The organism is Marinobacterium rhizophilum DSM 18822, from assembly GCF_000378045.1.
GTDB classification, from domain to species: domain Bacteria; phylum Pseudomonadota; class Gammaproteobacteria; order Pseudomonadales; family Balneatricaceae; genus Marinobacterium_A; species Marinobacterium_A rhizophilum.
Genome location: NZ_KB899104.1, coordinates 78,487 through 96,756, shown reverse-complemented (window position 1 = coordinate 96,756; position 18,270 = coordinate 78,487). Strand labels below are relative to the sequence as shown.

The following is an 18,270-nucleotide window of genomic DNA, read 5'->3' as shown; positions in this document are numbered from 1 at the left end:
ATAAAAGTTAGTCTTTTGTTAGTCTTTTCTGTAACTCTCGGGGACTGCGTCTGCACGCCGAAGGTGGGTGTAATAGGGCTCGAAAAGTCGGGCCGCCTCGGGGCTGTGCAGCGGGTGCTCTGTATAGAGGGTCAGATATGCGTCGCTACAGGGGCCGGGCTGCTTTTCGAGCTGCAGTATGATGCGGTGTGCACTATCCCCGCGGCAGGAACTGACCCACAGCTTGTGCCGTGCGTGCAGGGTGGCGGGCAATGCCTGGATCATTTGCTCGCACTCCGGCAGCGGCAGCAACAGCCAGGCGCGGCCGTCGGCGCTGAGCAGCCCTTCGATCGCCTGCACCAGGTGATTCAGGGGCAGGGCATCATTGTGCCGTGCCTGGGCCAGACGCTCGCAGCGGCTGGGGGTTGAGTCGCTGAAAAACGGAGGGTTGCACAGGATGGCATCGTAGTTCCTGGTTGTGGGCAAGCTACGGATATCGCCTTCTATCAGCGTGAAGCGCTCAGCCCAGGGCGAGGCATCGAAGTTGCCCCGTGCCTCTGCTGCAGCAGCAGGATCCAGCTCTACTGCATCGATCTGCGCCTGGCAGCGCTGCGCCGCGAACAGGGCCAGCAGTCCCGTGCCGGTGCCGATATCCAGCACTCGGCGTGCCTGCTCCACCGGTGCCCAGGCGCCCAGCAGGCTGGCATCGGTGGTCACTTTCATCGCACAATGGGCCTGCTCGATACGAAACTCGCGGCACTGGAAATAGCTATTGCGACGGCGGGCCATGGGTGTCCTGTACGGGTTTCGTTGGATAGCGTGCATCATAATGTATTCGTGCCCGCCTGGGCAGGCGCCGTGCTTGAATACTGCCGCCGATTTGACAACAATGGCCGTTACCAATCAAGGGGATAGCGTCTTGAGCGAGTCGCGCTGGTTTGTTTACATCCTGGCCTGTGCCGATGGCAGCCTATACACCGGTGTGACCACCGATCCGCAACGGCGCCTGCAGGAGCACAACAGTGACAACCGCCTTGGCGCGCGCTATACCCGCGCACGTCGCCCGGTGTCGCTGCTCTGGCACGAGCAGCTTGACGGGCGCGCCGAGGCGCAGCGACGTGAGTGGCAGATCAAGCGCATGCCGCGCAAACGCAAGCTTGCACTGATCGCCGGTTGAACAACCTGGCGATCCACGCACGTCTCCAGCGCAGGTGTGCAGCCTGGCTGGATCACGCCGGTTCGTCGTTCTGTCGCGTCTTTGGAGCGCGGGTCGTGCCGGAAAAACGCTGCTTGAGTCTGTCGATCAGCGGGCGCAGCAGGGCGCGGATGCCGGGCTGCCGGCCTTCGCCGAACGGCAGTGGCCGCAGTGCCCGCATGGCGGCCAGGCCCAGCCGGGCGGACAGTATCCCCGCGCCGAGTCCCTGACCCGCCCGCGCACTGACCACACCGGCCAGGGCGGCGCCACCCAGATCTTCGGACAATTGATCGATGGTTACTTCGCTTGCGCCGACAAAGGTCAGCTGTTGCAGTACCTGGCGCAGCAGTTTGAGCCGGGTCGGGTAGGAGGGCGCCACGCCATAGACCTGGGCAATGGCGTCGATCATGCTGATGCTGCGCCACAGCGCCAGCAGCATGTCCATCGCGGCCCAGGGGCTGATTGCGACCGCGGCGCCGGTTTGGGCGCTATAGCGGGAGACAATCTGCATGGCCGTCCGGTCGAGTTGCATGACAAAGTGCTGGTCGAGGTGTTGCAGCGTTTCCGCGTCATCGCTGTAGTCAGGCAGTGTTTCCAGCGCCTTGTCCAGCACGGCAGCCTGCGGTTTGGCTCTGTAGAATTTCTGTATGGTCTGCAGGAGTGTTTTGCGCCGCGCAGTCGTGCGGCGTCCCGACATTCGATCGGCCAGATGACGCAGACCAATGAGTTGATCCAGGCTCTTGCGCGCCCCCAGAAACGAAGCCAGAGAGCGCACCGCGAGCAGTCCTACGCCACCTATCAGGGTGCCCAGGGCCGCAGCGACAAGCCAGTGTGTCTCGCGGGCGGCACTGAAGAGCTGTACCAGCTCGGCACCGGCAATCACCAGTACCAGCGCCAGCAGGCCAAGTCCCAGGGCACGCAAGCCGCGTACCGGAATACGTTCAAGTTTCAGTTGTGAAAAATCAGGCGCGCCGTCACGCGGCTCGGTCGCGGTGATGGGGGGGGGGACAGCGTTCAGCTGAGCCTCGGCATCGGGTATAAACTGCCGGGCGCGTCTGGGCGGCGCCTCGGGCGCCTCGGGTGCTGGCTCGGGTTCAAACACCCGGGCAGAGCGTTCTTCAGTGTTGTCCGGATTCTGGCTCACAGGCATTTGTCTCCCAATAACAGGTTAAGCACCGTATCGAGACGGATATGGGGAATGGCGTCGCCGTTACGCGCTGACAAGCCGGTGGGTGGCTGCAGCGCGGGAATTTTCCAGTCCATCAGCTGTTGCCAGTGATCAGGCTCTGGCAGGCGGGCTGGAAAGCGGGGGTGAACATAGCCAATGGGCTGACCTTGGGCATCCAGGCCGGAAATGGCGCGATCGCCATCGGCGTCGACTTCACGCGAGCAGCGGACCGCTGATGTCGCCTCGCAGGCCGGGGCGATGCCCTCATATTCGGCGTGGCGATAAGCATCGCTGACCAGGCTTGCAAGAAAGCTGCGTACCGCTTCGTGATCATCGGAAATGACCTGGTCGATCTTGGTTGCAGCGTACAGCACTCGGTCGATGCGGGGGCGAAACAGCTGCAGCAGACGGCTTTGGTGGCCGTAATGAAAACTGTCGGTGATACGGGTCAGGGCGGCGCGCATATCGTCGATATGCGCGGGCCCGCCGTTGAGCGCCTGCACCACGTCGACGAGCACCACCTGGCGGTCGATACGGCTGAAAAAATTCCTAAAAAAGGGTTCCACCAGTTCTTTGATATAGCGCAGGTAGCATGTTTGCAGAACGCAATACCAGCTGTTTTCGCTGGCACTGTGCAGTTGCTCCTCCGTAATGCCTGCCAGGTTTGGCAGTGGCACGAATGCCAGAAGCGCGGGGTCGTCGTTGCGCCCAGGCAGCAGAAAACGCCCCGGCTGGAGCTGGCTCAGTCCCTGATCCTTGCAACGGGTCAGAAAGGCGCAAAAGTCCGCCTGCAGCTGTTCAAGTTGTGCGGGGTTCGCCTCGGACAGTGGGTTCAGTTGCGACAGCTGGGCGAGAAAGTCCGGTGCCAGTTCGGCGCGGGGGGCTTGTGCATAGAGGTGCGCGCATTCCAGACTCCATTCGCGAAAGCTCAGTTCGCGCAATGGCAGATCCAGCAGCCATTCACCGGGATAGTCGCGTATTTCGAGCCACAGGGAAAAATGATCCCGGGCGAAGGGGTTCAGGCGCCCGGGCTTGCGTTTCAGGCGCAGCTCCAGCAGGCAGCCGCTGATATCGCGGGTCGGTTCTGGCCAGGCCGGTGGTTGGCTGCAGAGCCGGTCCCAGGCCTGCTGGTACGCAAAGGTTGCGAGGCCGGGCGTTTCCAGCGGGTGCAGGCGTACATCGATCAGCTGGCCACTCAGAACCGGCGAAAATCCTGGCAGGCTGGCCTTTTTGTGTTGCAGCAGCTGGTTGATCAGGCTGGTGATAAAAGTGGACTTGCCGCTGCGGCTAAGGCCGGTAATTCCAATGCACAGGCGCCGGTCACGCAGCCGGTCCAGCTGAATGCCGGCGTTGCGGGTCAGCTGATCGCCCTGCATGCGTGTGCGGCGAATAAAGGCATTGGGCATGGTGATAGCGGTTTCCTGGGCTGTGTGGACGGGGTCTGTGTCGCTGGAACCTAATACTGCCACCGGGGGCGCTATTGGTACAGCAGTGGGGTAACGGTGCGCTACGGATGGCATGTCGTTTTGTTATATCGTAACATATCGTTCTTGGTGACATTTTTAGTATCGGACTTGTAATTGGCGGGTGGCCGCGCAGGCCGCCCAGTTGCAGAAATGGGCAGTGGCAGAATTGGGACTGGGCATGAAAAAATGGACGCTGATGGCGGTGTGGCTGGCGACAATGGCGAGCGTTGCACAGGGTGCGCAGGGTTTTGAGCAGCAGTATGGCAGTCATGCCCATGGGGTGGCGCAGCTGGACCTGGTGCTGGATCGGTCTTCGCTGCTATTGCAGCTGCGCTCGCCGGCCATCAACCTGCTGGGCTTCGAACATCGGGCGCGAAGCGAGGCTGAGCTGAGCGCGGTTAAAGCGATGGTCAGGCTGCTGCAGCAGCCCGATAAGATAATTGATATTGCCGCTGTTGCCGGTTGTACGCTGCAATCGGTTGAGGTGGAGCAGGCGCTGCTGGCGCCTGTGGCGGGGCCGGCTATCGTGGCTGAGCACGAGCACGAGCACGAGCACGAGCACGAGCACGAGCACGAGCATGAGCATGAGGCGCAGACAAATCACAGGCCTGACGCAGAGGCTGTCAGGTCCCATGCCGATGTTGACGTCAGCTACGAGTATTACTGCACGGCGGCGGAAAAGCTGGACAGCATCAGCGTGACACTTTTTACCCACTTTCCCGGCTTTGAAACCCTCGATGTACGTCTGATCACGCCGCACGTTCAGCGGGCGCTGACACTGGATTCCCACCATACCGAGATCGGACTGCGCTAGTGTCATCATCCAAGATTCAACCTGCGATTGAGCCTGCAATAGAAATAGACGGCCTTGGCTTTGCCTGGCGCCCGGGCGAGGATGTACTCGATATAGCCGAGTTAGTGGTGGCCCGTGGCGAAAGGCTGTTCGTACAGGGGCGCTCGGGCAGTGGCAAGAGTACGCTGCTGAACCTGATCGGTGGCATAGTGCTGCCGACCCGCGGGCAGGTCCGGCTGCTCGGTACGCCCCTGCAGGCGCTTGGCGGTGCGGCCCGCGACCGGTTTCGCGCCGACCATCTGGGGGTTATTTTCCAGTTGTTCAACTTGTTGCCTTATCTGTCGGTGCTGGAAAACGTGCTGTTGCCGTGCCATTTTTCAGCGCAGCGCAGGCAGCGTGTGCTGGCGCGGGCCCCGTCGCTCGATGCCGAAGCGATACGCCTGCTGGAGCGCCTTGAACTGCCAGACCCCGAGCTGTGGCGGCGCAGCGTATCGCAGCTGTCGGTTGGGCAGCAGCAGCGTGTGGCGGCGGCGCGGGCCCTGATGGGCGGGCCGGAAATCATTATCGCCGACGAGCCGACATCGGCGCTGGATGCCCAGAGCCGTGATGCGTTCATCGAACTGCTGTTGCAGGAGTGTGCCTTGCAGGGTACGACGCTGCTGTTTGTTAGCCATGATGCGGCCCTGGCGTCACACTTTGATCGCACGCTGGTGCTGGAGGTGCTCTGATGGCGATGTGGTCCCTGGCGGTTAAAAGCCTTAAGAATCGCGCCGGCAGCGCAACCCTGACCGTACTGACCATCGCTATCAGCGTCATGCTGCTGCTCGGCGTTGAGCAGGTGCGTACCGAGGCCCGTACCAGCTTTGCCAATACAGTGTCCGGTACCGACCTGATCGTGGGGGCGCGTACCGGACAGACGCAGTTGCTGCTGTATTCGGTGTTTCACATTGGCCATGCCAGCAACAATGTCGGCTGGGACAGCTACCGCGCGATTGCCGCGCATCCGCAGGTCGAGTGGACCATACCGCTGCTGCTGGGTGATTCGCACCGCGGTTTTCGTGTGCTTGGCACCAGTGCTGATTTCTTCCGTCACTACCGCTACGCCCGTGCACGCGCGCTCGCCTTCAGTGCCGGCCAGCCGTTTGACGACCTGTTCGACGTGGTAATCGGGGCTCAGGTGGCGCGGGAGCTCAACTATCAGATCGGTCAGCAGGTTGTGGTGGCCCATGGCATGGGCAGCACCAGTTTTTCACGTCATGATGACAAGCCGTTTCGCATTGTCGGCATTCTGGCGCCCACCGGTACACCGGTAGACCGCACGCTGATGGTCAGTCCCGAGGCAATACAGGCCATTCACCTGGACTTCCAGGCCGGCGTGCAGCTGCCGGGGCAGGTGGTGTCCGCCGAGGATGCCCGCCAGCAGGACCTGACGCCGACTCAGCTGACGGCCTTTATGGTGGGTCTGAAGTCCAGACGGTCGACTTTTGCGCTGCAGCGGGCGATCAACAACTACCGCAAGGAGCCACTGCAGGCGATCTTGCCAGGGGTGGCGCTGGCCGAACTCTGGAGCCTGATGAGGGTGGCCGAACAGGCGCTGCTGGTGGTGTCCGCGGCGGTTGTGTTCAGTGGGCTGGCCGGTCTGCTGACCGTATTGCTCAGTGGTCTGAATGCGCGCAGGCGCGAGATCGCGATTCTGCGCTCCCTGGGCGCGCGTCCCTGGCAGCTACTGGCGCTGCTGACTTTTGAAGCCGCTCTGCTGACCTTGCTGGGTTCCGCGCTGGGTATGGCGTTGCTGTATATCGCTATTGTGCTTGGTCAGCCGCTGTTTGAGCAGTGGGTGGGGCTCGGGCTTGAAGTGGCGTTGCCGAGCACGCGGCAATGGATTTTTCTCGCGCTGGTACAGGGAGCCGGTATACTCACAGGCCTTATTCCGGGCTGGCGTGCATATCGTTATTCGCTTGCCGATGGTATCTGTATTCGCATCTGAAAGGCTCGCTATGAAAAGTTTTGTTTCGGTTCTGTTGGCGTTGCTGCTGAGCCTGAGTCCGTCGCTTTGGGCGCTGGATTCCGTTAATGGCCAGACAGTCGAGGCGCTGGAGTGGGATGCGTTGATGCCGCCCGATTTCAGCTTTGAGCAGGTGTACGGTAATCAGGATTTCGGCGACCTGGAAGATTTCGATCCGCGGGCGCAGCAGAAGCTCGATGAGATGATGCAGGCACTGCAGTCGGCACCCGTGGTGCCTGAACTGGACGGCAAGATGGTGCGTATTCCAGGCTTTGTGGTTCCGCTGGATGGGGAGGGGCAGAAGGTTACCGAGTTTTTTCTGGTGCCTTACTTCGGTGCCTGTATTCATACGCCGCCACCGCCCTCCAACCAGATCATCCTGACGCGCTTCGAGCCCGGGACCAAACTGGAAGGCCTGTTTGATGCGGTCTGGATTACCGGCACCTTGAAGGTTGAAAGCTTCAGTCATGAAGTGGCAGCCTCCGGTTACAGCATAGAGGCCTACCGCATAGAGCCCTATACCGAATAGCCCCCTGTACCGTGTAAAGAATTGTCATCGCTATTGATCAGGGACGAACGATGGAATCCATTATCAGCGTGATTCTGCAAGCCGGCCGCACCGGCATCGAGCTTGCGCTTTATGTTCTGCTGCCCATTATGGTGGTGATGCTGGCGCTGATGAAGCTGCTCGAAGCCCGCGGCGTGCTGGCCTGGGTCGCCAATGCGCTGGCGCCGGTGCTGCGCATCTTCGGCCTGCCGGGGCTGGGGATCTTTGCCATGGTAAAGCTGCTGCTGGTGAGTTTTTCAGCACCCGTTGCGACCCTGGCGCTGATGGACCGAAACGGTACATCGGCGCGTCATATCGCCGCGACCCTGGCCATGGTGCTGACCATGTCCCAGGCCAATGTGGTGTTTCCCATGCTGGCGGTCGGGTTGAATCTGCCGGTGATCATGGCGACCTCGGTCGTTGGCGGTCTGTTTGCAGCCAGTATTACCTACTATGTGCTGGCGCGGGGCTCGGAAACCGGGGCTGCGGTGGAAGTGCCGGTGACTGTGCCGGGCGAGCGGCGTGGCACCATGGAAATTCTGTCAGAAGGTGGGCAGGAGGGCATGAAAATAGCCCTGGCCTCTTTGCCCATCCTGATTCTGGCGCTGTGCTTTGTAAATACGCTGGAGGCCAGTGGTGCCATTACGCTGATCAGTGCGGCGCTGGCGCCGTTGCTGACGTTGCTGGGGTTGCCGGAAGCGGCAGTCCTGCCCATCGTGACGAAGTTCATTGCCGGCGGCACGGCCTTTATGGGGGTGGTGCTGGACCTGATGAATCAGGGGCTGATCAGCTCCGCCGATCTAAACCGTATGGCGGGGTTTGTCACCAATCCGCTGGACCTGGCCGGTGTGGCAATCATGGCGGCGGCGGGCAAGCGTGTCGGGCGCGTAGCGCGGGCGGCCGTTTGGGGTGCGCTGGCTGGAATGTTCCTGCGGGGCATTTTGCACCTGCTGATATTCTGATGTTGGGTGTCTCGTGTGCTGAGCTGGTCGCTGTTGGGACGGCTGGGGTACACTTTGCTGCAATTTCCATTGTCACAAGAGCCTGAACCATGCGGTATCCCGAGACCAAGCTGCCCAAGGTCGGAACCACCATCTTTACCGAAATGTCCCAGCTGGCGAATGCCACAGGGGCCATCAACCTGTCCCAGGGCTTTCCCGATTTTGATGCGCCTGCCGGGCTGCGCGAGCGGGTGGCGCACTATATAAACAGTGGCGCCAACCAGTATGCACCCATGACCGGCGTGCCGGCATTGCGCGAGGCTATCGCACTGAAGTGTGAGCGGCTGTATGGTCACAAGCCCTGCATGGATACCGAGGTGACGGTGACCTCCGGTGCCACCGAAGCCCTGTTTGCCGCCATCAGCGCGGTGGTGCGGCGCGATGATGAAGTCATCCTGTTTGATCCCTGCTACGACAGCTATGAGCCGGCCATTGAACTCAATGGCGGCAGGGCTGTGCACCTGGCGCTTGATGAGCAGGATTTCAGCATTGACTGGAACCGCCTGGCGGATGCGATCAGTCCGCGCACCCGCATGATTGTGATCAACACGCCGCACAACCCCACCGGCAGCGTGCTGAGCGCGGACGACCTGCAGCGCCTCGCTGCGCTGGTGCGTGATACCGATATCCTGCTGATTGGCGACGAAGTGTATGAACACATCGTATTCGATGGGGGCGCGCACCAGAGCCTGTTGTGTCACGCGGAGCTGGCGCGGCGCAGTTTCGTGGTGTCGTCATTCGGCAAAACCTACCATGCCACCGGCTGGAAGATCGGGTACTGCATCGCGCCCGCGCCCCTCAGTGCCGAGTTTCGCAAGGTGCACCAATACCTCACATTCAGCACGATGACGCCGGCACAGCTCGGCCTGGCGGATTTTATCAACGCCGCGCCAGAGCACTATCTGGAGCTGCCGGCGTTCTATCAGGCCAAGCGCGATCTGTTCCGCGATCTGATGGTGCCAAGCCGGTTCGCGTTGACGGCGGCTCCGGGCACCTACTTTCAGCTGGCCGACTACAGTGCGATCAGCGATCTGCGCGATACCGAATTTGCCAAATGGCTGACCCGTGAAGCGGGCGTGGCGACGATACCGGTATCGGTATTCTGTCAGCAGCCGCTGCAGCGCAAGCTGGTGCGGTTCTGTTTCGCCAAGGGTGAAGAAACTCTGCGGGAGGCGGCGGCGCGGCTATGCAAAATATGAACACCGTACAGGACCTGCGTATCAGCCTGGTTCAAACTGAACTGCACTGGCAGGATCCGGCAGCCAACCGGCAAATGTTTGAGCGGTTGCTGGCGCCTTTGGCCGGCACAACCGACCTGGTGGTGCTGCCGGAGATGTTTACCACCGGCTTTACCATGGCGCCGGAAGGACTGGCGGAGCCCGAGCAGGGGCCGACACTGGACTGGATGCGCCAACAGGCTGCGCTGCTGGGGGCGGCGCTGTGCGCAAGCCTGGTGACGAAAGCGCCCCATGGTTTTGTGAATCGACTGTTGTTTGTGACACCGGACAGCACCGTGCAGCATTACGACAAGCGGCACCTGTTCCGCATGGCCAATGAGCACCAGCACTATGAAGCCGGTAGCTGCAGGGCGGTGTTCGACTACCGTGGCTGGCGGATTCTGCCCACCGTCTGTTACGACTTGCGCTTTCCGGTGTTTCTGCGCAATCGCAGTGACTATGACCTGCTGATTTGTGTGGCCAACTGGCCGGCGACGCGGCGGCACCCCTGGCGGGTCTTGCTGCAGGCCCGCGCCATTGAAAACCTCTGCTATGTGGCCGGTGTTAACCGGGTTGGCCAGGACGGCAAAGGATTTGATTACAGTGGTGATTCGATGCTGGTGGATTTCAAGGGGCAGGCGATGCTGGATCAGCCCGCCGGTGTGCCCTTTGTACAAACATCGACACTGAGCGCGTCTGCGCTGCAGCACTTTCGTGAGGCCTTTCCGGCCTGGCAGGATGCCGACGCGTTTGAGCTTACCGGTCTGTAGGCGGCCTTGGGCTGAGGTGGGTTAGGTCATTTAAACAGCTGCTTGAAAAGGTTTCACGAGCAACTGTGCCGGTGGCGCTATACTGAGTTCAAGTTTATGGCCGTTGCGCGGGCCGGATTGTTGCCAGTCCAGTTCTCCGGCGCGCCAGTCTAGCCGAATACCTTTGCCCATTATGGGCCTTTTGCCGGCATTGTTCCGGCTCGAAGGGGCATGCCGAGAGGCTGCCCCTTTCCTCATTGGGTCACGCCATGGCGCCTCGGGTAGTTACGCCACGGTGTTTTATTCAGGCTTCGTTCCATCGTTCAAATCCCTTACACTAGCGGGCCTGTCAGGCGGGATGCTGCATGCCTTGCGCAGATGCGCCTTATCTCGCCATGTCCAATTTTTAACAACGGGTCAGCAATGAGCAAGAGCCACACTCAGAGTATTATTGATGCCGGTCGCTGGATCGACGCACAGGGCTGGTGCCCGGCGACCGGCGGCAATTTTTCGCGGCGCACAGGTGCGCAGGAAGTGCTGATTACCGCCTCCGGACGGCATAAGGGGCATCTGCAAGACACTGATTTGCTGCAGGTCGACCTGGCGGGGCATGTGCTTGATTCTGATCTCAAGCCTTCGGCGGAAACCCTGTTGCATACCCGGCTATATCAGCTTGATGACCAGATGGGTGCCGTGTTGCACACGCATTCAGTGAACGCCACCGTGCTGTCGCTGACCACGCCTGGCGACTGGCTGCAGATTGAGCAGCTTGAAATGCAGAAGTCCCTGAGTGGCAACCAGACCCATGATGCCGCCATTCGCATTGCCATTTTTGACAACACTCAGGACATGCAGGCGCTGGCTCAGGACGTCGCGCAACGCTGGCAGCAGGGGGCGCTGTCCTGGGGGCTGCTGGTACGCGGCCATGGGCTCTACGCCTGGGGACGTGACATGCCGGAAGCCCGGCGCCATCTCGAAGGGCTGGAGTTCCTTTTCGCCTGTCAGCTGGAGCTCAGGCGCCTGGGCGTCAAGCCGGCAGTCGAGGGAGCCCGGTCATGACCATCAAGGCGATACTGACGGACATCGAAGGTACCACCACGGATATAGAATTCGTGCATCGAGTGCTGTTCCCCTACGCCTATGATCACCTGGGCGATTACCTGCGTGCCCATGCCGGTGAAAGTGCGGTGCAGACCCTTCTGGAGCAGGCGCGCATGGAGCTGAAAGATCCGCATGCGGACCTCGAAACCCTGATCGGCGCATTTCGTCACTGGATCGAGCAGGACCTGAAAATTACGCCGCTCAAGTCGCTGCAGGGGCTGATCTGGGTACAGGGCTATCAGCAGGGCGATTTTAAAGGTCATCTGTACGAGGATGCGCACCGTTTGTTGCAGCAGTGGCACAAACAGGGGATTGCGCTCTATGTATTCTCATCGGGGTCGGTCAAGGCCCAGCAGCTGATTTTCGGATACAGCGAATACGGTGATCTAAGGCCGTTGTTCAGCGGTTATTTCGATACCACCACAGGACCCAAGCGTGAAGCGCGGTCCTATAGCGCCATTGTCGAAAGCATTGGCTGCAGCGCCGATGAGGTGCTGTTCCTGTCTGATATCGAGCAGGAACTGGATGCCGCGCGTGCGGCCGGCCTCAATACCTGCCTGGTCGCCCGTGGCGAGCAGGCGGCGACGCCTGGGCATAGGCAGGTGACCTGCTTTGATGACATTTCTCTGTAAACAGCGGTAAGGAGAACACCATGAGTGCCATTACAGTCTATGCAGACGACAACCCGCAGCAGGTGCTTCTGCACAGCGAAGAGGGCGACCGGATCACCGAAGTGCTGGCCGGCATCGGGGTTAATTTTGAGCGCTGGCAGGCGGCAACCGAGGTTACTGCGCAGATGAGCGGTGACGAGATTATTGCCGCCTATGCGCAGGACATCGACCGTCTCAAGCGCAGCGGCGGTTATGTCACCGTGGATGTGGTCAACATGTCGCCGGATCACCCGCAAAAGGATGAGTTCCGGCAGAAATTTCTCGCCGAGCATACCCACTCCGAGGACGAAGTACGCTTTTTCGTGGCCGGTGAGGGCATGTTTTATCTGCACGTGGGCGGCAAGGTGTATCAGGTATTGTGCTGCAAGGATGATCTGATTTCGGTGCCCGCGAATACGACGCACTGGTTTGATATGGGCCCGGCGCCGCGCTTTTCTGCCATTCGCCTGTTCAACGACCCGGCCGGCTGGGTGGCCAACTTTACCGGATCTGCCATTGCCCGGGAATTTCCGCTGTTTGAATGAGACGGGCGTGCAACGGGCCTGACTCCGGGCCCTCCGTACTTTTAGTTCTTTCGATTGCGCTGCCGATGGTGCGGCCCGAATCATTCGGGTCCGCTCTTTTCACCTGCCTGGGTTCCGGCACTGAGTGGTGCCCTATCCTGGTTGGCGCGTTCTTTCTCGTCGCCATTGCGGCCATTTCCCTGTGATTGTGCCTACACTGTTAGCTGTCCGCGGATGCGGACCTGATAGAACAATGGCCAATCAAGGATGTGAAGATGCAGTTTCCCTTCAGATTAACACTGTCATTTCCCGTTATCTCAAGCCGTGCCGGCGTCGCTTCGTTGCTGCTCGGTGTTTCCTTATGTCTTTCGCCGCTGGCAGGCGTTCAGGCCCAGCCTATTCTGGAGGGCGATCGCAGTGTGCCGGTCGATGCCCGCAACGGCATGGTGGTGACAAGCCATTACCTGGCGACCGACGAAGCTCTCAAGGTGCTCGAAAAGGGTGGTAACGCCATCGATGCCGCAGTCACCGCGGCGTTTGCGCTGGCGGTCACGCAGCCGCGCTCGGGCAATATCGGCGGCGGTGGCTTTATGCTGGTCTCCTCGGAGACTGCCAACGAGGTGGTGGCGATCGATTACCGTGAAAAGGCACCTGCTGGCGCCACGCGGGACATGTTCCTGGATAAGGACGGCAACGTGGACAGCGACATCAGCCGCTATTCTCACAAGGCGGCCGGGGTGCCTGGAACCGTGGCGGGCCTTGCGCTGGCGCTGGAAAAATACGGCACCCTGTCATTGGCGGATGCGCTTGCGCCGGCGATCCGGCTGGCGGACGAAGGCTTTGTTATACCGTCGCGATTCAGTGACGGTATAAAGGCAAGTGCCGAAAAGCTGGGCCAGTTTGAATCCAGCGCCAAGGTGTTTTTCAAGCCCGATGGCAGTTTCTATGAGGCGGGTGAACTGTTTGTACAGAAGGACCTTGCGGCCACGCTCAAGCGCATCGCGGAGCAGGGCGTAAAGGGATTTTATGAGGGCGAAACCGCGGACCTGATTGTGGCGCAGATGCAGCGCGGCGGTGGGCTGATCAGTCTCGAGGACTTGAAAAACTACGCCCCGGCCATTCGCAAGCCGGTGCACGGCAACTACCGCGGCTATGACGTTTACTCCATGAGCCCGCCCAGCTCCGGCGGAACCCATGTGGTACAGATTCTGAATATGCTGGAAGGCTATCCCATCGAGGAAAGCGGGCACAACTCGGCCCAGACCATTCACCTGATGGCTGAAGCCATGAAGCGTGCCTATGCAGACCGTTCTGAATATCTGGGTGACACGGATTTCGTCAAGGTGCCGGTGGCCGGGCTTACGTCCAAGGAATATGCCGCAGAGCTGCGCGCTACTATTGATCCAGCCAAGGCCACTGTCAGTGCCAGCCTCAAGCCTGGCAACCCGGTGCCCTATGAGAGTAACGAGACCACACATTTCTCGGTGGTCGACAAGTTTGGCAATGCGGTGTCGAACACTTATACCATCAACTTCAGTTACGGCTCGCATATCGTGGTTGACGGGGCCGGTTTTCTGCTCAATAACGAGATGGACGACTTCAGCGCGAAACCCGGCGTGCCCAACGCCTATGGCCTGATCGGCGGAGAGGCGAACAAGATTGAACCCGGCAAGCGCATGCTGAGCTCCATGTCACCCACCATTGTGCAAAAGGATGGCAAGAACTTCCTGGTGACCGGCAGCCCCGGTGGTTCACGCATCATTACCACCACCTTGCAGGTACTGATGAACGTGATTGATCATCACCTCAACATTCAGGCAGCCGTGAATGCGCCGCGCATTCATCATCAGTGGCTGCCCGATGAAATTCGAGTGGAGGAAGGCATCAGCCCGGATACCGTCAAGTTGCTTGAGGGGATGGGGCATACAGTGTCACAAAAGGCCGCCATGGGCGCCATCCAGAGCATCATGGTTGCCGAGGATGGCACTTTTTACGGCGGTGCCGATCCAAGGCGCAGCACCTCGTCTGCCAAGGGCTTTTAGCGCGTAGCAGCACGGGCTGCCGAGGTCCCGGTCTGACGGAGTTTTATTGTCGCGGGGGAGGCAGCTCGTTTCTGGCTGGACTATGATAGAGGCAGACATTTCAAGCAAGGGTAGTGCAGTCATGGCCCGCATGCAGGAGCGGTATCGCGAACGACATCATGGCCTGTCGATGTTCGGCAAGGATCTGGTGCGTCGCTGCGGTGCCCATTGCGAGCTGTGTGACAGTCATGGGGGCAGCCTCAATGTGTTCGAAGTCCCCCCCGTGGCGGCTGAAGCGGATTTCGAACACTGCGTCATGATCTGCGAAAGCTGCAAGCGTCAGATACTCCACCCCAAAAGACGAGACCCGCATCACTGGCGCTGCCTTACCACCGCCGTGTGGAGCCCGATACCGGCCGCGCGCGTTTTGGCCATTGCCATGCTGGATACGTTTATCGGCCGCGAAGACTGGGCCATGCAACTGCACGAGCAGCTCTACCTGGATCCTGACGAGCAGCGCTGGGTGGATTCCATCGACTTCTGAGCTCTAGGAGGCTGTCCGAGAACACGCAACCTACTGCGAACCATCTGAGTTTGGCTGTTTTTTGTGCTGTTTTTCGTTAAATAGAACCACTATTCGCCTTAAAACACCGCAAAAACCAACTCAAATCAGCCGGCTCTCGCTACGGCCAGCATTCTCGGACAGCCTCCTAGTGCACTGTTGTACGCTATATGAAGCTTATAACGGCTCCTTTTTCCGCCATCCAGTGTTGTTCGTTGTCGCCATAGTACCGCTATGACTCCGCCTCACGCCTTGGCTGGCAAAAAAATGAGCGCGTTCCAAAGCATCACCAAGAGTGCAACAGTACACCAGCAGTCTGCCGGGCTTAGCTGTGTGCCCGCGGTGACACGCCGAATTCGAACGGTGTCAGATAGCCGTCCTGATTCGCATCCAGAGAAGTGAAATAGTTCTTCAGGTTCGCATAGGAGCTTGATTCCTGCCAGCTGAGCTTGCCATCGTTGTCCGCATCCAGTTCGTTAAACAGTTCCTCTACCGGGTCTGCTACCGGGTCTGCGTGCAGCGTGGCGGAAACGGCGATAAGCGCGGCGCCGAGGGTCATGGTCATGGTTCGCATGGACATCTCCTTTCCTTTTGACAAGTCTCGGCATGATGTAAGCGATATGCGTGCCACAAAAGATAAAACCTTTTAAAACAGTGGCTTATTTTTTATTTGTGGCAGGGATGCGGGAACATTCCGGCTTCTCACTCGGGCGCGGTGGTGCGGGTTGTTTCCTTTTGCTGACAGTCCCTGTATTGGTTTTTAAATGTTTATTTATTTCAACAGGTTAGGCTGTATCTTTGCGGCGACGCAAAGCTACAGCCCCGGGGTACCGGTACGGTACGCGCTTATATTTAGGCGCCATTCAAGAACCTGACTCGCGATCGGCTCGAGCCAGGTTCTGATTAAAACGACAGCCTCCTAGAGTTGGCTGAGGGCTCCGGCCTGTACCTGTTCGGGTGTCAGTACCGCGGTATCCAGAATCCAGCCGGTCACAAGCTTGGCCGGCGTCACATCGAAGGCGGGGTTGTACACCGGTGCATCCTCTGGGCTCCAGCGCACATTGCCAAAGCTGCCACTGACGCCCTGAACTTCCGCTGCTGCACGCTGCTCAATGGGTATTCGGCTGCCATCGGGACATTGTGGGTCCACTGTGGTGTAGGGGGCCACGACATAGAACGGAACCTGGTGGTAATGGGCATTGACCGCCAGTGAATATGTGCCGACCTTGTTGGCGAAGTCGCCGTTGGCCGCGATACGGTCCGAGCCGACCAGGATGCAGTCGATCTTGCCCTGTGCCATGAGCATGGCAGCCATACTGTCGCATATCAGGGTGTAGGGAACCTCCAGTCGGCGCATTTCCCAGCAGGTCAGCCGGCCGCCCTGCAGCAGCGGCCTTGTTTCATCCACGTACACATGAATGCCCTTGCCTTGGCGGTGCGCCTGTGCGATCACGCCGATGGCGGTACCGACGCCGGCCGTGGCCAGGCTGCCCGTATTGCAATGGGTCAGGATGCGGGCGCCTTGCTCGATCAGTGCCGCGCCATTGCGTGCCATATTCAGACACAGTTGGATATCTTCATCGAAGATGCGTTCGGCACAGTCGCTGAGTCCTGCCGGCCCTTGCTGGTGCAAAGTGGCAAGCATTCGGTCCATGCAGTTCATCAGGTTCACCGCCGTCGGGCGCGCATCGCGCAGTGTTGCCGCGGCCTGTTCCAGGGCTGCCGTCGTGCTGCCCTGTTCTGCCAGCAGCGCCAGCAGCAGGCTGGCGCCAATGCCGATCAACGGGGCGCCGCGGATCTGCAACTTGCGGATCATGTCCACCATGGCTTCGACTGACGTGCATTCCAGCCAGCACTCCTGGTCGGGCAGCTGGTGCTGGTCCAGCACCAGAAGCTGGCCGTGCTGGTATTTCAGGCTGGTGGAGACAAGGTCTTTCATGGCGTGTCACAACTGGCTGTGTTGAAGAAGGCGATACGATAGCAAAGTGGCTGCGATGAAAATAGATGAAATTGCTATAAGCAAAGCGCCGGCGTTTTTGCCAGAATAGGCGCTTTTACAGCGTATTTGACGGGCAGAAACCATGACCGACTGCAAGTTTGCCAATGACGCCGAGGTAATTGCCTTCGCGCGGGACCATTCCGGAGTTTTTCCAGCGGGAGCGCATCTCGGCGTCGAAGAGATCGGAGACGGCAATATCAATTTTGTTTACCGCGTGTTTTCCGACGACGGCACCAGCGTGATTATCAAGCAGGCGCTGCATTATATTCGTATCATCGGTGAAGGCTGGCCGTTGTCGCAGGACCGTATCCGCATCGAAGCAGAGGCATTGCAGCAGGAAGCCGCGTATTGCCCGGATCTCGTACCCCGCGTGTATCATTTTGATGCGGCGCGCTCTGCCATCGTAATGGAAGATATCGGTGCCTACGAAAACCTGCGCCATGCGCTGATTGCGAGAGCCCGTTTGCCTCTGCTGGCCGAGCATCTGGGGCGTTTTGCTGCAGACACGCTGTTCCATACATCAGACCTCTACCTGGATGCGCATCGCAAAAAGGAACTGGTAGGGCGCTTCATTAATCCTGATCTGTGCAAGATTACCGAAGACCTGTTTTTCCTGGACCCCTACTGCGACCACGAACGCAATAACATCAACCCGTTGCTATGGGACGAGGCCGAAGCCCTGTGGCAGGATGAGCCGCTGAAGCTGGAAGTGGCACGTCTCAAATACCGCTTCCTGACCTGCGCTGAAGCACTGCTGCACGGTGATCTTCACTCGGGCTCCGTGTTTGCCTGTGCAGAAGGTACCAAGGTAATCGATCCCGAGTTCGCGTACTTTGGCCCTATCGGCTTCGATGTTGGCAGCGTGCTGGGTAACCTGTTGCTGAACTACGCCGGGCAGGCGCAGTTGCCGGGCACAGAGGCAGAACGTGGTGCTTATCAGGACTGGCTTCTGGAAACTGTCGCCGGCTTCTGGAATACCTTTGCCGGGCGCTTCGCCGAGCTGATGGAGGCGAAGACGCAGGATCCGTCGTTGAATCTGGCGCTGTATCGCGAGGCCTATCTGGCAGACATACTGGCCGATACCATCGGCTATGCGGGTACCGAGATGATTCGCCGTACACTGGGGCTTGCGCATGTCGCTGATCTGGAGTCGATTGAAGATCCGCAGCGGCGCGCGCAGGCAGAGAGCCGAGTGCTGAGCCTGGGACGTGCAATGATCATGCAGCGTGGCGAGATCGGCTCAATCGACGCGCTTATTGCGTTTGTTAGGGGACACTGATTCGCCAAGGCGTC

Annotated in this window: 19 protein-coding genes; 14 read left to right on the top strand and 5 right to left on the bottom strand. The window is 59.7% G+C overall.

Annotated features, from left to right (window positions below):
* Nucleotides 1–18 precede the first annotated feature (18 nt).
* Nucleotides 19–768: a tRNA1(Val) (adenine(37)-N6)-methyltransferase gene (locus F451_RS25830; RefSeq protein WP_020682539.1), complete on the bottom strand. Its 750-nt coding sequence runs from the start codon at nucleotides 766–768 to the stop codon at nucleotides 19–21.
* A gap of 130 nt (nucleotides 769–898) precedes the next feature.
* Between F451_RS25830 and F451_RS0116700 the strand changes: the two genes are divergently transcribed.
* Nucleotides 899–1,156, top strand: a complete 258-nt coding sequence (locus F451_RS0116700) for a GIY-YIG nuclease family protein (RefSeq protein WP_026291833.1) — start codon at nucleotides 899–901, stop codon at nucleotides 1,154–1,156.
* Between the two features lie 52 nt (nucleotides 1,157–1,208).
* Here F451_RS0116700 and F451_RS26825 read toward each other — a convergent pair whose 3' ends face one another.
* The gene (locus tag F451_RS26825; RefSeq protein ID WP_169434525.1) at nucleotides 1,209–2,318 is read right to left on the bottom strand and encodes a YcjF family protein; all 1,110 of its coding nucleotides are present in this window, start codon (nucleotides 2,316–2,318) and stop codon (nucleotides 1,209–1,211) included.
* Entirely contained in the window at nucleotides 2,315–3,748 is a 1,434-nt protein-coding gene (locus tag F451_RS0116690) for a YcjX family protein (RefSeq protein ID WP_020682536.1), read from the bottom strand. Before F451_RS0116690 ends, F451_RS26825 begins: the two co-directional genes overlap by 4 nt.
* A 238-nt stretch (nucleotides 3,749–3,986) precedes the next feature.
* On the opposite strand from F451_RS0116690, the gene F451_RS26820 reads away from it, so the two are divergent.
* The 12 genes from F451_RS26820 (at nucleotide 3,987) to F451_RS0116630 (ending at nucleotide 14,960) form a co-directional block, all read left to right on the top strand.
* Entirely contained in the window at nucleotides 3,987–4,622 is a 636-nt protein-coding gene (locus tag F451_RS26820; RefSeq protein WP_156826527.1) for a DUF2796 domain-containing protein, read from the top strand.
* Entirely contained in the window at nucleotides 4,622–5,329 is a 708-nt protein-coding gene (locus F451_RS0116680; RefSeq protein ID WP_020682534.1) for an ABC transporter ATP-binding protein, read from the top strand. The genes F451_RS26820 and F451_RS0116680 overlap by 1 nt, the downstream gene beginning before the upstream one ends.
* The gene (locus tag F451_RS0116675; RefSeq protein WP_020682533.1) at nucleotides 5,329–6,588 is read left to right on the top strand and encodes an ABC transporter permease; all 1,260 of its coding nucleotides are present in this window, start codon (nucleotides 5,329–5,331) and stop codon (nucleotides 6,586–6,588) included. Before F451_RS0116680 ends, F451_RS0116675 begins: the two co-directional genes overlap by 1 nt.
* Nucleotides 6,589–6,598: 10 nt before the next feature.
* Nucleotides 6,599–7,135: a DUF3299 domain-containing protein gene (locus F451_RS0116670; protein ID WP_020682532.1), complete on the top strand. Its 537-nt coding sequence runs from the start codon at nucleotides 6,599–6,601 to the stop codon at nucleotides 7,133–7,135.
* Nucleotides 7,136–7,185: 50 nt separating this feature from the next.
* Entirely contained in the window at nucleotides 7,186–8,115 is a 930-nt protein-coding gene (locus F451_RS0116665; protein WP_020682531.1) for a nucleoside recognition domain-containing protein, read from the top strand.
* An 89-nt stretch (nucleotides 8,116–8,204) separates the two neighbouring features.
* A complete protein-coding gene (locus tag F451_RS0116660) occupies nucleotides 8,205–9,353 on the top strand; it encodes a pyridoxal phosphate-dependent aminotransferase (protein ID WP_020682530.1) in 1,149 nt (382 codons plus the stop codon).
* Nucleotides 9,350–10,141, top strand: a complete 792-nt coding sequence (locus tag F451_RS0116655) for an amidohydrolase (RefSeq protein ID WP_020682529.1) — start codon at nucleotides 9,350–9,352, stop codon at nucleotides 10,139–10,141. Before F451_RS0116660 ends, F451_RS0116655 begins: the two co-directional genes overlap by 4 nt.
* Before the next feature lie 402 nt (nucleotides 10,142–10,543).
* Nucleotides 10,544–11,179: a methylthioribulose 1-phosphate dehydratase gene (locus F451_RS0116650; RefSeq protein WP_020682528.1), complete on the top strand. Its 636-nt coding sequence runs from the start codon at nucleotides 10,544–10,546 to the stop codon at nucleotides 11,177–11,179.
* On the top strand, nucleotides 11,176–11,853 hold the full coding sequence (gene mtnC / locus F451_RS0116645) for an acireductone synthase (protein ID WP_020682527.1): 678 nt from the start codon (nucleotides 11,176–11,178) through the stop codon (nucleotides 11,851–11,853). The genes F451_RS0116650 and mtnC overlap by 4 nt, the downstream gene beginning before the upstream one ends.
* A gap of 20 nt (nucleotides 11,854–11,873) precedes the next feature.
* Nucleotides 11,874–12,416, top strand: a complete 543-nt coding sequence (locus F451_RS0116640; protein WP_020682526.1) for a 1,2-dihydroxy-3-keto-5-methylthiopentene dioxygenase — start codon at nucleotides 11,874–11,876, stop codon at nucleotides 12,414–12,416.
* A 254-nt stretch (nucleotides 12,417–12,670) separates the two neighbouring features.
* Nucleotides 12,671–14,437, top strand: a complete 1,767-nt coding sequence (ggt, locus tag F451_RS0116635) for a gamma-glutamyltransferase (RefSeq protein WP_020682525.1) — start codon at nucleotides 12,671–12,673, stop codon at nucleotides 14,435–14,437.
* A gap of 121 nt (nucleotides 14,438–14,558) precedes the next feature.
* Nucleotides 14,559–14,960: a hypothetical protein gene (locus F451_RS0116630; protein ID WP_020682524.1), complete on the top strand. Its 402-nt coding sequence runs from the start codon at nucleotides 14,559–14,561 to the stop codon at nucleotides 14,958–14,960.
* Nucleotides 14,961–15,303: 343 nt separating this feature from the next.
* Here F451_RS0116630 and F451_RS25815 read toward each other — a convergent pair whose 3' ends face one another.
* Both F451_RS25815 and mtnA read right to left on the bottom strand, forming a co-directional pair.
* Nucleotides 15,304–15,552, bottom strand: coding sequence for an EF-hand domain-containing protein (locus F451_RS25815; RefSeq protein WP_020682523.1), 249 nt, complete (start codon nucleotides 15,550–15,552; stop codon nucleotides 15,304–15,306).
* A 345-nt stretch (nucleotides 15,553–15,897) separates the two neighbouring features.
* Nucleotides 15,898–16,917, bottom strand: a complete 1,020-nt coding sequence (gene mtnA, locus F451_RS0116620) for an S-methyl-5-thioribose-1-phosphate isomerase (protein ID WP_020682522.1) — start codon at nucleotides 16,915–16,917, stop codon at nucleotides 15,898–15,900.
* A 142-nt stretch (nucleotides 16,918–17,059) separates the two neighbouring features.
* Between mtnA and mtnK the strand changes: the two genes are divergently transcribed.
* Nucleotides 17,060–18,256 carry an S-methyl-5-thioribose kinase gene (gene mtnK / locus F451_RS0116615; protein WP_020682521.1) on the top strand — a complete coding sequence of 399 codons (1,197 nt, stop codon included), beginning with the start codon at nucleotides 17,060–17,062 and terminating at the stop codon, nucleotides 18,254–18,256.
* Nucleotides 18,257–18,270 lie beyond the last annotated feature (14 nt).